We start from the raw sequence: 15,748 nt of genomic DNA, 5'->3' as shown, positions 1-15,748 counted from the left end.
TTCTTTATAATTCTTTGAAATCAAGTAAAGGAATCAGCAATTCTGACTCTTCCTTTTCTGGAGTTTCTCCATTGTCGATCCAGCATTGTTCCTTATTGAATATAATCGGAGAAAGCGGGTGTCTTTTTGTCTCTCCATATCCTAATGTGAGATGGCTGTCGCTCAATATCATATGTGCGTTCGTGCCCCCGAATCCAAAAGAACTGATTCCGGCTCTCAAAACCCCTTTTCTGGGACGCCATTCTTTTAAAGACGTGTTCGGAAAGAATGGCGACTGATCAAATTTAAAACGCGGATTTGGCGTTTTACAATGTAATGTCGGCGGGAGCATCTGATTTTTTATGGATAAGGCAACCTTTATAATACTCGCTATCCCCGCTGCGCTCATTAAATGTCCGAAATTCGTTTTTACGCTGCCTACTCCGCAAAATTGCCTTTCTTCCGTAACCTCCCGGAACACTTCTGTCAGCGCTTTTAATTCAATCGGATCTCCTATCATCGTACCGGTGCCATGCGTCTCGACATAACTGAGAGTATCTGCATCAATTCCGCCTTTTTTCAGGGCTTTTTTTATCACTGCGCTTTGCGCTTTCGGATTAGGTGTTGTCATTCCCATTGTCTGTCCGTCATTATTAACCGCGGATGAGTCAATTACCGCGTAAATTCTGTCACCTTCGGCAAGGGCGTCATCAAGTCTTTTCAAAAGGACTGCGCCGCATCCCTCTCCCGGTACAAAGCCATCTGCCTTCTCATCAAATGTATGACATTTTCCTTCAGGTGAAAGCGCCCGAGCCTCACTCAGCATGACGTAAGGCTTTTGATCCAGCAAAATGTCAACTCCGCCCGCAATCGCCATATCTGACTCTTTTGACATCAGGCTTTGACAAGCGAGATGGACGCTGACCAATGAAGAAGAACAAGCCGTGTCTACAACCAGATTCGGTCCTTTCAGATTAAAAAAGTGTGAGATATGCGCGCCTATGAAATTTTGTCCTATACCCACGATCGTATTTTTTGAAGGGGAACCTATTTTGGACATAAACGTCCCGGTCCGCGAACCGATGAAGACGCCGACTTCTTTGTTTGATACTTCTTCTTTTGTATAGCCGCCGTCTCTCAATGTCTGGACACTGACCTCAAGACATTTTTTGATTAACGGATCAAGCTCTGATGCCTCACTTTTGTTCATATTAAAAAACGCGGGATCGAAAGACTCAATATCTTGAAGAAATCCGCCCCACTTACTGATACTTTTTCCCTTTTCATAGGTGTCAGAGTAGTATGAAGAAATATCCCATCGCGACGCCGGGACTTCGCGGACACTATTTTGTCCTTTCTTCAAGTTTGTCCAGAACGTTTCTGTGTCCGGAGCATCCGGAAACTCACAGCCCATTCCGATAATAGCGATTTGGTTCAGACTGGTTTGTTGTATTTGAGATCCGCTGTCCCGTACTTCGGAAGCATTTTGATTTATATGTTGCTCTTTTTTCCGAACCTCAATGTTTTCTGAATCAATTTGAGGACTGATCCCCTCACTTGCAAATAATTCGTTTAAATAGACGCCCAGTTGTGAAAAACTCGGATACTCCAGAAAAGCTGATGGTTCAATTTTTATTTGAAATGCATCTTCCGCTTTTTTGACAAGCTGAACCAGTAAGATTGAATCAACTCCGTAATCCGCAAAAGACGTATCCTGATCTAAATTCCCGTAAGGTATTTTCAGCTCCGCAGAAAAAATCTCCATTAACTTCCTGATTATAGCTTCATTGTCTCCCTGACCAGAAATCACTTTTTCCTCAGCATCCGGGTTATTTTTAGCAGCTTGAATTCTTGTCTGGAGCAGCTGCTGCAGCATGAATTTCTCCGGATGTGTCTTTGCCGGTATAAGGCATGGGTATCCGTTTATCGTCATCATTTCATCCAGCATGGCAATACCTGTTTCTGTTGAGTGTGAAAGTAAACCAAGTGCCTGATATGATGGACTTGTCACCTCGCCCATCCCAATGTCCTTCCAGCTCGGCCAGTTAATAGATTGATAATATGTTCTGCCGGCTGCATGCTGATACGCCGCAAAGTAATCCATAAAAGCGTTCGCCGCGGCATAGTCACTTGTTCCGGCGCCTAATAAAGGAAAAGCGCTCGCAACAGATGAAAACAAAATGAAGAAATCAAGTTTGTCATCAATAAAAATGTCATGGAGTACCTGCATCCCCTGCACCTTTGGCTCAAATACTTCTCTTATTTCTTGATCAGATTTATGAATAAAAGCCGGATTCGAATGATTGGCTGCACCAGCGCAATGAATGACCCCGCCGATTTTGCCGAACTTCAGTCTCACCTTTGAAAAGAAGCGATGTAATGTTTCTTTTTCCGTGAGCGGCCCGGAATACACTTCCACCTGAACTCCCTTTTGATCCAACTCATGCAGCAGTTGTAATTTCGAATAAAGAGGTGACTTTTCATCGGTGTCTTTTAACATGCCGGCTATTTTATCAGATTCCGGAAGGTCGGTTACTCCCATCAACACAAGTTTTTTGACTCCCTTGCCGGCATAATGTCTGGCAAGTTCTGCTCCGATCCCTCTTGTTCCCCCTGTAATAATCAGGGTTTGATCCGTACGGCATACTGGCAGACCGGATAGTTTCCGGTTTATTTCCGCTGCATGTAATTTCTCGACGTATGGAATATAACGTTCACCGTTCCGGTAGCAGATTTCACTATACAGCCCGTCAGCGTAAGCTTCATCTGTGATTACCTGTCTCAATTCCGCCGCAGTCCCGACATGACCGTCTACATCTATTGTTTTTGATTTTATCTTTTGATACTCCGCACTCAGCATTTTATATAGTCCGGCTGTTTCGGCTCCGGCTAACGACGGCTTGTCATTCAGAAATGTCTGCAGCCCTCTGGTCACATGTAAAACGAAAAGCTGTTTACGTGTCTTTATGATTTCCTGCAGCAGTGTCAGCTTCCCGATTGTGCCGGTGCGTGCCCCGTTTTGATCACTCCGCAAATCTGACAGGTCAATCATGCCGATGATTTCCGGATTTTCTTCTATGACTGCTAGAGCCGTTTTTTTGGCTTCTCCATCCGAATGATCCCAGTTATCTGCGCAAATGACAGCGGATTCAATCAGAGGATCTGAATCAAACAATTCGAATGCAAGCCGCTCACTTTCACTATTAGCCAGGATCATCACCTGTCCTTTCGTAAAAGCGGAAGGCGCAGCCTTTTGTTTTTTCCACGATTTTTTTAATACATCAAATGATAAGTCAGTCGGTGCGTGTGGCAGACTTTGCGGTACACCTGTTTTTTTCTGTTTCTGTGCAGCTTTTGCGGCAGGCACCCAATATCTGTTCCGTTCAAAAGGATATGCAGGAAGAGAGACAAGCTTCGGTAATTCCGCAGTGTACATCTCTTCCCATTGAACGTCTCCTCCGTTCACCCAGTGAATGGCCATTTCTCTTGCACTTTTAAAGTGGGCGGCTGACAGGGCATTCTTTTGACCAGCGCCTCGGCGGGCCTTTCCCCTATATAAACCGTTTAACTTATGATCTGACCGCAAATACATCGTCAGCTTATTGCGAAGATCGTCAATGCTGCTAACCTCAACAGCGAGCCGCTCTTCCATAGCGTTTCTCCCGGTCTGCGAGGTGTACGCAGCATTAGCTAGTGACGTTTTTGGCCCCAGTTCATTTATATATGCATCAATCAAGAGTCTGAGCCGTTCTTCATTTTTGGCAGAAAGCAGAATAATTTGCGTCTTGTTGCTCTTTACCGTTTCCATCTTTTCTTCATTCTTATACTCTTCGATGATAATGTGGGCATTAGATCCTCCAGCGCCGAACGAACTGATGCCTGACGTTCTGGCTTGATTTTGCGGCGTCTCCCAATCGGTCAATTCAGACTGCACGTAAAACGGTGTTTCCTCAAAATCAATATTAGGATTTAAGTTATCGGAATGAAGGGAAGGAGCAAGCTGTTTATACTTCATTTGCATCAGCACTTTTGTAATAGAAGCAATTCCGGCCGCAGCCTCTAGGTGTCCGATATTTGACTTAACCGAACCAATTGCACAACGATAATCGCTTTTCGAGCTGTGCAAAGCTTTGGTTAAACCTGAAATTTCAATCGGGTCTCCCAAAGATGTCCCGGTGCCATGCGCTTCAATATAACTTATGCTGTCTGCATCAACCCCCGCCTTATCAAGAGTTTCACTGATGACGTTTGCCTGCTCGCCCGGATTTGGCACAGTGTATCCGTTTGTTTTTCCGCCGTGATTTACAGATGTTCCCTTAATCACACCGTAAATCCTGTCTCCGTCAGCCTTCGCGGCAGAAAGCGATTTCAAAAGAACGGCCCCGACTCCTTCTCCCGGCACATATCCGTCTCCTCCCGCTCCAAAGCTTCTGCAGCGCCCATCGCTTGAAACAAAATGATTTTGGGAAAGTAAAGTATATTTATCCGGGTGTAAAGATAAATTCACGCCTCCGGCAATAGCGAGGGTGGATTCTCCTCTTTTTATACTTTCACATGCAAAATGAACAGCAGAAAGTGAAGAAGAACACATTGTATCAATTGCAAGGCTGGGCCCGTGCAGGTCAAAGAAATATGACACCCGGTTTGCGATAGACGAATAAGAAGACAAGAGCGCCTGACGTTCCTCATCATCTGAAGCACCGGCTGCAAATAACTGATAGTGGCTGTAGGTGACACCGACAAATACACCTGTCTTATGCCGTTTCAACTTTTTCTTTGTGTAACCCGCATCTTCAAACGTGTGCCATGCTGTCTCTAAAAATAACCGTTCCTGAGGATCAATTAACTCGGCATCACGAGGCGAAATTGAGAAGAACAGCGGATCGAATTTATCAGCGTCTTTTATAAAACCTCCCCATTTGCTGTCATGACGGGCATTGTCACCTGTGTGATAATATTTCCGAAAATCCCAGCGCTCTTTCGGTATTTCCGTTATACAATCTTTTCCGGAAGAAATATTTTCCCAAAACTGTTCCACATCTTTCGCCATCGGGTAGCGGCCGGCTATACCGATAATCGCAATATCTTCCTCAGAAGGTGCGGATGGTATGCGGGAAACGGAAAGCTTCTCCCGTTTCGCCGGAGCCGAATGATCAATTCGCTGTTCGGCTGCCGGTAAAAACGCCTTCTGCAACTCATGCTGATAGTGTTCAAGAAAATACTCTGACAGCTCTTCAACACTGCTGTATTCAAAGAAAAGAGTCTTAGACACTCTTCCAAAATACTTTTCCAGACGGGAGTTAAGACCTAAAATCGTTAGAGAATCAATTCCGTAACGGTCAAACGTATCCTCGGGTAAAATACTGTCCGCCGGTCTTCCCGTTTCCGCTCCGACGATCTCTGTCAAAAGACGGACCGTTTGCTTTTTCAGATCTTTTTCATGTAATTGCGGCAGATTACTGTTGTTTTCAGGCACAGTCTCTATCTTTTTATGGTCAGTTGAGAGTAATTCACTTATTCTATCTTTGTCTCCGCTGATAACAGCCAGCTGAGAAGCAGAGCGGCTCATACTGTCCTGAAAAGCGGCAAGCCCTGCTTGGGCGGATAAAAGTTCCAGCCCTGCATGTCTTAAAGCCTGCAGCTCTCCCGGCCCGACTGTCATATTGCCCGCATCCCATAACGGCCAATTAATAGAAAGTGTTTTCCCGGGACGTCCCTTAATGCTTCGATACTGGGTGAATCCGTCCATACATCCGTTAGCGAAGGCGTAGTCGCTTTGACCCGCATTAGGCAGAACGGCCGAAAGGGATGAAAACATAACGAAGAAATCTAAAGGCTCTTCTTCAGCTGCTTTATCCAGCCAAACGGTTCCGAATACTTTAGGCGCTATAACTTCTTCTATGCTTTCTTTCGTTTTTTTTATGATAAATGCATCCTTAACAAGTCCGGCACTGTGCAAAATTCCGTTTAATTCTCCGAATGTCTGCTTAATGTGCTTAATCAAAGCGTCCGTCTCTTTTTCCTTTGAAATATCTGCCGGGACATATAAGGCTTCAGCGCCGAGATTTTCAAGAGCACTTAATTTTTGCGCCGTTTCACGGGAGGCCGGGGAACGCCCGGTTAATATCAGCTTGACTTCTGCCTGTTTCGCCAGATATTCAGCAAACAGATACCCGAGACCGCCGGCTCCTCCCGTAATTAAATACACACCGTTCTTTTTTACACTGAAACTATGTTTCTCCCCATCTTCTTTTTTTACTCTTTGAAGCTGCCTTTTATAATAATGCCTCGGCTCATAACAGGTAAAGTGGTCCGTCTTACATTGATTGTTCCATTCAAAAGAGATGACATCTGCAATATGCTGCTTTGTAAACGGCTCGTCAAACATTGATTTCAGCTCTGCAGCCTTACATGTGAAATTCGGATTTTCGGCCTGTACGGTCTTAAGAAAACTTTCAACCGCGTTATAAATCGGCTGAACCTCGCCCTCGGCATTTTCATACAGATACAAAATTTCTGCTTTCGGACAAAGTTTGTTCGCCATGAAGGCCTGAAACATTTGAAACAAGGAATACAGACTTTTATTGAGCTGCTTTCTCATTGCATCTTCTGTATTTTTGAAGAGCCCGGCAGCCAAAAAATGAATAATATGGCGGGGTCTTATATTTTGAGAACGCAGAACCCCGCATAACGCATCATAATCCTCACCTTTTGCAAAGTTCATTGTAAAACGACCGTTCCGGCAATCTTCGAAACGCTCGCCGGAAGTCACGTAAATGAAAGGCGCCTCATAACCTTCAAGCTGTCTCTTCATTACGGTATACATGCTGTCGTCTTCGCAAAAAAATAAAATTGGCTCTTTCGTATGCGGGAATTTTTTACTGCCTTTAAATTCATGTCTATCCCATACCATTTCATATAGATGGGTTGTCCCCAAGCTCTTAATTAATTCCAGCCCTTCTTCAGGCGTCAGGCTGCATTCTTTCACCTTTTTCACGATTTGCTCAATTTGCATCGTTTTTTCATTCATGGAAAAGCAACTCCTCTATCAGCTCTGACGTCTCTTTCGTATTCATCTCACCTGTTTGTGCTTTTTCAAGAAGCGACATGATTTCTCCATCTGCTGTATCTTTATTTGAGTTGTGAAGCTCAGTGTTCGAGAAAGCCTCAGCCTTCTGCGCTTCATCTTTATTTAAATGAATCCAATGTCTGTTCTTACTGAAAGGATAGAGAGGAAGAGACAGTTTAACCGGTTTGAGTTCCTCCTCATACAAGTCTTCCCAGCTGATTTCACAACCGATCGTCCACAACTGAGCCAGTTTGGCCGGCTTGTTTTGCTGAATCAGTGATTGTACATATGCATGACCTTCGGGGCCGCCGAATAAAGGAGCGTACAGACTATCAAAATCCGTTACATTTCCTTCATAAACACCTTGCAGCCTGCTCCCCTGGATGTAACCGTTTAATTTTTCAAGAAGATCTCCTGTATTCGAGCAAGTGATCGCAAGGCGGCATTCAAATGGTTCCCTTCCGGTTTGCAGCGTATATGCTATTTCTTCAAGACTGATTCCGGACTTTTCTCTAAAATTGCCGTTATGCGGTTTATCAGCTGATCGATTCCGGACGCTGCTGATATAGCGGCACAGCTCGCTCAGGGTCATTAATTCCTGAAATATGTCTAGTGATATTTCTGTGCCGTACATTTGGTTTATATAAGAGATTAATTCGGAATAAGCCAACGGATCAAATCCGAATTCAGAAAGAGGTGTCTTTGCATCTATATCTGCGGTATCTAAACGCAGGATACCCGCTGCCGCTTCCCGAACCGCCTCTTGCACATCACGTTCCTGCACCTCTTGCTGACTGAATTGAACTGATAGTTCTTCATGTAAAAACGTTGTTAACTCTTTGGCTTTAACCATCAGCCTTTCCTTTGTTTTGGCCGATAGAACAATGATTTGTTCCCGCTCGGCAGTTACTGCTTTATCTTGGCCGTATTCAAATTCTTCCACGATGACATGAGCATTTGCCCCGCCGAATCCAAAGGAACTGACTCCGGCACGGCGCGGAACTTCATTTCCTTGTCCATCTTTTAATCTGGCCCACTTCATTGTTTTATTGATAATATGAAACGGCGTTCCGCTTAATTGAATATAAGGGTTCAGTTCCTTGACATGTAGTGTGGCAGGCAGTGTTTTATACTTCATGGATAGTAATACTTTAATCAGCCCCGGCATTCCAGAGGCGGGCTCTAAATGACCGATATTCGTTTTTACTGAACCGATGCCGCAATATTGATCATGATTCTTTCCTGAATGCGGCTCAAAAGATCCAAACGCTTTTTTCAAGCCTTCAATCTCAATCGGATCTCCCAGTTCTGTCCCGGTTCCGTGTGCTTCAATATAAGATATCGTATCAACAGGAATATCGGCATTTTTGTAAACAGACGTTAACAGTTCTGCCTGAGCTTCCGGGTTCGGCGCGGTCAATGAAGCAGATCTTCCTCCGTGATTTTCTCCGGTTCCTCTCAGAACTCCGTAAATATTGTCTCTGTCATTCATTGCCGCTTGCAATGGTTTCAATAACAGAACAGCTGCACCTTCACCGCGGACATAACCGTCGGCAAGTTTATCAAACGTCTTACACCGGCCGTCCCTAGACAAAATACCGAGTTTATCAGTATACATATGCGTGACTGGATCTAAGAGCAGCGAAACCCCGCCTGCTACCGCCAGCTCACTTTCGCCATTTTGAATCGAGCGCACAGCTCTGTGGATTGCTACAAGACTGCTTGAGCAGGCTGTATCAATGGACTCACTCGGACCTCTGAAATTAAAATAGTGGGATACACGGTTGCTGATGAGCGCCTGGCTGTTTCCGGTTCCCGCAAACGCATGCGCCCCGTCCGAATGCCTCATCAGCAGCTGGCGGTAATCATTAAATTGAATGCCCGTAAACACCCCGATATTTTTGCCAGACAGCTTTGAAGCTTTGTAACCCGCATCTTCTATCGCTTTCCAGGTTTCCTGCAAATAAATTCTGTGCTGAGGATCCATGAGTTCTGCTTCCCGCGGATTAATATTGAAAAACACCTCATCGAATTTATCGGCATCTGTGATAAAGCCGCCCCATTTCGAATGTACTTCGCTGCTTCCTTTGCCTTCAGCGTATTTTTTCCAATCCCAGCGATCCGGGGGAATTTCCTGAATCAAATCTTTTTCATTGATTAAATTGATCCAAAACTCATCTGCATTTTTTGCTCCCGGAAAAACACAACTCATCCCGATAATGGCAACTGGCTGCTTCTCTGGATGATGGTCAGCCTGTCTTGTTGTCTTTTTTTCAAACGGAAAACTTCGCGGCGGATTCACGGTTTTCCCGGTGGTTTTCTCGGCGTGCACTTTCCTTTTTTCAGAAATGTTTTTTTCTGCATCTGTATTCCCTTTTGCAACAGTACGCAGTTCACTGTTTAGAAATTCTGAAAGAGACTTAATATGGCTGTAAGTAAAGAAAACGGCAGGTGTCAGCTTAAGCTTGTATTTTTTATTCAGTCGGACAGCTAATGTTTTCAAACTGATAGAATCAAAGCCGAGATTACCGAAATTCTCTGCCGTATCCAGCTGTTCAATGTTAATTTTCAATAATTCCGATACCATTTGCTTCAGTTCTTCCAGGACATTGTCTGTATAAGCCGGTGCTGTATAAGAAATTTCCTCTTGACGAACCGGAAGCGTATTTACTTTTTGATGCGGCAGATCTTTTTTTGCTGGTGTTGTTCCGGCATCCCCGGTAACAACCGAAATTTGCGGACAGTCATTTGCCAAAATCGTCTCAAAAGCCGCTATCCCTTCTTCCGTTTCCAAATAATCAAACCCGGATGCGGAAAGATAAGCTTCTTCCGCTTCTTTGTTTAAATGCATTCCGCCTTTACGCCACAACGGCCAGTTAATCGAAATGCTCTTGCCTTGTCTCTCTTGCCGGCGGCTCTGTTCGGATCTCCAATTTATATATTGATCTTGAAAATAATTGCATAACGCATAGTTAACCTGTCCAAAATCTCCGAAGACCGAAGAAATAGAAGAAAATACGATAAAGAAATCAAGCGGCTCATCTTTCGTTAATTCATCTAAACATACCGTGCCTTCAATTTTAGCAGTCATGCCATCTGAAAAATCAGCCAGATTCATCTCTGTAAATAACCGATCATCGGCATGACCAGCTGAATGGATAACGCCTTGAATAGAGCCCCAAGTCCGTTTCGTTTCTTCTATGACCCGTCCCATCGTCTTTTGATCTGCGGCATCAGCTTGATAATATACCGCATCTCCTCCAAGCGCCTGCAGCCGGTCAATGTTATGGCGTTTATCAGCTGTTAACGGTGACCTTCCCGTCAATACTAATTTTGCTTGATATTGAGAGGCTAAATATTTTGCGAAAATCAGGCCCAGACCGCCCAAACCGCCCGTTATGAGGTAAATCCCTTCCTGTTTCAGCTGATGAGAGTGCTCTGTATGATTGAATACATAGTCCTTTAATGTCTTAACATACCTCTTGTCATTAATATATTTAACTTCTTCAGCCTGCCGTTCCACGCGTGAAACCATTTCGTTAAGACAAAATTCAGCCATTTTTTCAATTGATATACGTTCTGAAAAACCGATTGACTTCACATTCTCTGCGGATGGCACCAACATATTTGCCGTTTTTAAACAGCCTGCAAGAGCGCCCGTATACGGATCATTCACGCCTTCTTTAAAAGAGTGAACAAGAAGCAGAGAATGAAGATAAAGAGAGGCGTCACTGCGGGCGCTCAGAGCTTTTAATAAATAAAAAATTGATTCCAGGCCGCTGAGAAGGTGGTCACCCGCGTAAAATGTTTCTCCCGTGTGCAAGATGACATCAGGAGAAAACCCCTTTTTCTCTAATTCTTCAAATAAACGAATGTAATCTGATGTCACTTCCGGGTTTACACAGAATGTCAGCAGGTCCTGATCGATCTGCCGCTGATCCGGCGTGACGAGAATGACACGGCTGTCTGATTGATTTTTCAGAGCTCCAGCCAGTGCTTCATCTTTTGCAAAGACCAGAATTGTTTTTGGCTCCCTATCTTTGATTTCAATCAGAGGGTTTTTTTGATCCCACTTATGCTCATAAAAACGTACATTTTTATTAGGCTTTTCGCCAAAAACCAGCCCGCTCAGTTCCATCAAAATCCCGCCGGCATTGTCTAATACATACATATCATAAGCCGAATCGCTTTCTCCAGTTTGTTCTGCATATACATAAACGGGTTCAGTCTCATGATCAAAAATCGTACATTCTTTAATGTTTTCCGGGAGCTCTCCGGCATTTTCCCCCGCAAGGTATATGACGGCTTGATATACGCTCTCAATAACTTCCGGTTTGATTATGCACCCTTTCGGCCCGGCCTTTGCTTTTATTTTTAAAAGTACCTGTCCGTTCCTGCTGACGCAGTGCTCTGCCGCTTTCAGACTGTCACTGCAGCTGTATCCGAATTCGGCAAGCCGCTGATAAAACGCTTCGTACGGAATGGGGTCTGCGCGCTGAGACAGAAACGGCTCAAGATGAATATTTCCGTTCTCGTACGCCCCGCCTTCTAATTCGAGCCGCCCTGAGGAATAAATGGATGAGTCGCTCTGTTTTTCTATAGAATACGATGCACCCTGATTATCCGGGGTTAATACAATCCGGATCTGCTCATTGCTTCCGCTTTGTAACATCGGTTCTCTAAAGGAGAGCTCTGTTAATTTAATAATCGGATTCCCTGAAGCCATCGCTCCGGCAGCTCTCGCCATTTCAATCTGGCTGAGAAACGGAAACATTTCCTTGTCTTGATACTTTGTTTTTATATACAAACCGGTATCGCTTACATTGATAAGAAACTTCTGTGCTTTAAAATCAGATATATTGCATGAAATGTAAGGATGCAGATCGTTATTAACGTTCATCCGGCGGCTTCCCATATTTTGCGCATCTATTCTGCACAGCTCTTTGGCAAATGGATATCCGGGTGCTGATACCCGTCTCAGAGTGGCATCTTTATAAAGTGACGGCCAATCTACCCCGTTACCGCCAACCCAGTATTCAGCAATCTTCAAAAGATCTCTGTTTGCGGCTGCTTCTTCAATTTCAACTTTATTCATCCTTTGAGCTTCTGTTGTGTCTTTGCCGCTTGTAAAAATATGATCCGTCGCGTTTCCGAGAGTATAGTCTGTCAGTCCTTTAAGCAATTCATCTCTTGTGGAGGCGATAACAGCCAATCTGTGCGGCATTTCTTCTCTGCCGGTTTGTAAAGTAAATGCTGTATTTCTAAGTGTTTCTAATGGATAATCTCTGGCTGCTATATGTTCTTTTGCGCGTTTTGCATATTCTGCCAGCCTGTCGGCATTTTTTGCAGAAAAAACAAATAAAAGCTGTTCAGGTTCTTCAGCCGCGAGAGGAGAGATAGCTTCATCCGCAAATTCTTCTAAAATAACATGGGCATTAGCTCCTCCTGCCCCGAAAGAACTGATTCCGGCACGCCTGGGAACGGATGACTCCCATTTTTCGGCACTGTCCGGTACATAAAAAGGTGTTTTTTGAAACGGTATATTTTCATTCAATTCAGCAGAATGAGTCAGTGACGGAACAATCGTTTTATGTTTCATTTGAAGAATAACTTTCGTAATGCCCGCTATGCCTGCAGCAGCCTCAAGATGTCCAATATTTGATTTAATCGACCCGATCGCGCATGTTTTCTTATCGCGTTCGGCATCTGAAAATGCTCTGGTCAGACCGGTGATTTCAATCGGATCTCCTAAGGCGGTGCCTGTTCCGTGAGCTTCTATATAGCTGATGCTTTTTGGATCAATAAATCCTTTTTTTAAGGCTCTCGTAATGACCTCACTTTGAGCTTTGGGATTCGGCACGGTATATCCATTCGTCTTAGCACCGTGGTTGATGGCTGTTGCCTTAATAACTGAATAAATCTGATCACCGTCCGCAATAGCCTTTTTTACAGGTTTCAGCAGCACGGCACCTGTCCCTTCTCCCGGCACATAGCCGTCTCCTCCGGAACCGAAGCTTCTGCACCGGCCATCACTGGATAAAAATCCGCCTTGAGTCAGGAGTTCATATTTATGAGGATGAATGGATAAATTGACGCCTCCTGCAATTGCAATTTCACATTCATTCCTGATTAAACTTTCACAGGCAAAATGAACAGCCGTTAATGATGAGGAACACATCGTGTCCAAAGCAATACTTGGTCCGCTGAAATTAAAGAAGTACGATACCCGGTTGGCGATTGATGCATATGAGGAAGAAACGGCCGCTTCGTGACCAACGCTGTACAGCTGATAGTGGCCGTACATAACCCCTGCAAAAACACCGACGTTTTTTCGTTCAAGCGTTTTCTTTGCGTACCCCGCATCTTCTATGGTGTGCCAAACCGTCTCTAAAAACAGTCTCTCCTGCGGATCAATTAATTCAGCTTCGGCAGGAGAAATATTAAAGAACAACGGATCAAAATGATACACATCGTCAATAAATCCCCCCCATTTGCTTTGGTTTTTTACTTCATCGCCCGCTGCGGGCTGATAGTGCAGCCCCGAATCCCACCGATCCTCAGGTATCTCAGTTATACAGTCTTTACCGTTCAATAAGTTTTCCCACAGAGTATCAAGATCATTTGCCATCGGGTAACGTCCGCTGATACCGATAATCGCGATATCATTGTCATGATACTTCTCCTGCTGCACCTGATTTTTCATCTGGATTTTCTGTTTCCCGTTAACTTCGGCTGTCTGTTCATGATCTTTTTTCTTCTGAGATGGGGTGCTGCTCCCGTTTTCTCCTAACCGGAGTTTATGAAGAAGAGTATCCCTGTGCTCCTCAACGAAATACTGTGACAATTCTTCTGCAGTCTGATATTCGAATAACAGCGTTTTTGAGAGCGCGCCGAAATGTTTTTCAAGCTCATTCGTCATATTGATAATCATAACGGAATCAAGTCCGTATTTTTCCAATGCCTCTTCTGCATCTATTTTGTCCGCAGGCATCCTGAATTCTGCAGCAATCACTTTGATGATGAAATCAGATGTTTCAGCTTTCAGTTTCTCTGAATCAAATGATTCGATATTTCTCCCTGTTCCTTCATCTGCCTGAATATTGTCTTTTCGTTCATATAATTGCTGAACATGATTGTCAATTTGCTCATCTCCGTAAAATACAGTAAATTGCGAAAAACCGGAGGACAATGCGACTGCAAACGCTTCTTTACCTTCCTCTTTTTCTAAAGGATAAAAACCCGCCTTTTTCATTGTCTCTACCGTGCGCTCATCCACTTGCATGCCGACTTCTTTCCACAGCGGCCAGTTCAGAGAGAGAGAAATCGTATCAGAATCCTGGGCAGAACGCATATTCATGAAATGATCCATATAACTGTTTCCGAACGCGTAATCAGATTGCCCGACATTTCCCAACACTGCGGAAGTAGAGGAGAAGCAAATGAAAAAGTCAGGATTTTCTTTCTCAACAGCATCATTCAGCCACATCGTACCCAATACTTTCGGTCTGATTACCTGATCGAATTCCTCTCGTGACTTGTTAAGAAGGAAAGAGTCACGGATGATTCCCGCGCCCTGAATGACCCCGTTTACTTTTCCATAAGAAGTTTTGGCTTTTTTGACTACATATTCGGCTTCTTCCTTATTGGTAATATCAGCCTGAACATAAACAGCTGAAGAACCGGCATCCTCTAATCGTCTCAGCTGTTTTCTTATATGATCTGAAAGCGGAGATCTCCCCGTTAAAACAAGGCAGCATTTTGTTTGAAAAGCCAAATATTCTGCAAAGGTAAATCCTAATCCGCCCGCGCCTCCTGCGATAATATATACTCCATTTTCTCTCAGCGGCACATCTCCGCTTCCGGAATTTTTTTCGGGTTCATACATTTTGAGCTGTTTAACATAACGCTGCATGTCTTTATAACGGATCTCTACATCTGAAGGCTGGAAATCACTCAGCTCATTGCGTATGATATCAGCTGCGTGAACAGCTGCTATTGACTGCTCCATCTCAATGCTTTTTGCTGAGATTAACGGATTTTCCAGCTGCAATGTCCGCAAAAATCCGCTTGCCGCCGCGTAAAGAGGCTGTTCTCCAGAAAGATGTGAAAAATATCCATATAACAGTTTGATCGGTTTGCGGCAGTTATTTTTGAAGAGCGCCTGTTGTAATAAAAACAAAGAATAGACTCCGCTGTCGCATTGTTCACGAATCGCTCTCTCTGTCTTTTCAAACGGCATGTCTGACCACAAATGCACCGCTTCCCGTATATCTGACTTCTCTTCTTCTATAAGCCATCCTAACAGGTTTATGTAATCTCTTTCAGAGCGGGGGTCGATTTCAAATACACCGTCCCCGGTTTTTCGAAACTCTTTCCCCGGCTTAACCAAAATAACCCTTGTATCATGCAATGCAGCAAGTTCTTTACTCACATCTTCATTTTTATCAAATAATAAAAGGCTGCCCTCACGCCGGCCGCCTTTTACATGAATGCTGAGATCTGTCCGCTGCCAGACCGTCTGATAATATATCGCCTGTCCGTTACCCCCTGCGGAATGAGAACCAAGCTGCTGTATCCGCTTTACTCCTTCTTCCAAAGAAATGATGCCGCTTTCTATGTCAGAAAGTACTTTTTTTCTAATATGACGGGCTTCTTTCATAAAAATCTTCATCCCCTTTACAAATGGCACTGCCGCAAAAT

2 protein-coding genes are annotated in these 15,748 nt (G+C 44.2%); both read right to left on the bottom strand.

Features of this window, described 5'->3' with window-relative positions; genetic code table 11:
- Positions 1–4 precede the first annotated feature (4 nt).
- Complete coding sequence (locus tag JNUCC22_RS07365) at positions 5–7,009, bottom strand: SDR family NAD(P)-dependent oxidoreductase (protein ID WP_216062240.1); 7,005 nt, start codon at positions 7,007–7,009, stop codon at positions 5–7.
- On the bottom strand, positions 7,002–15,707 hold the full coding sequence (locus JNUCC22_RS07360) for a type I polyketide synthase (protein ID WP_216062239.1): 8,706 nt from the start codon (positions 15,705–15,707) through the stop codon (positions 7,002–7,004). Before JNUCC22_RS07360 ends, JNUCC22_RS07365 begins: the two co-directional genes overlap by 8 nt.
- Positions 15,708–15,748 lie beyond the last annotated feature (41 nt).

The organism is Bacillus sp. JNUCC-22, from assembly GCF_018861275.1.
Lineage (GTDB): Bacteria > Bacillota > Bacilli > Bacillales > Bacillaceae > Bacillus > Bacillus velezensis.
This window is presented reverse-complemented; position numbering and strand designations above follow the sequence as displayed.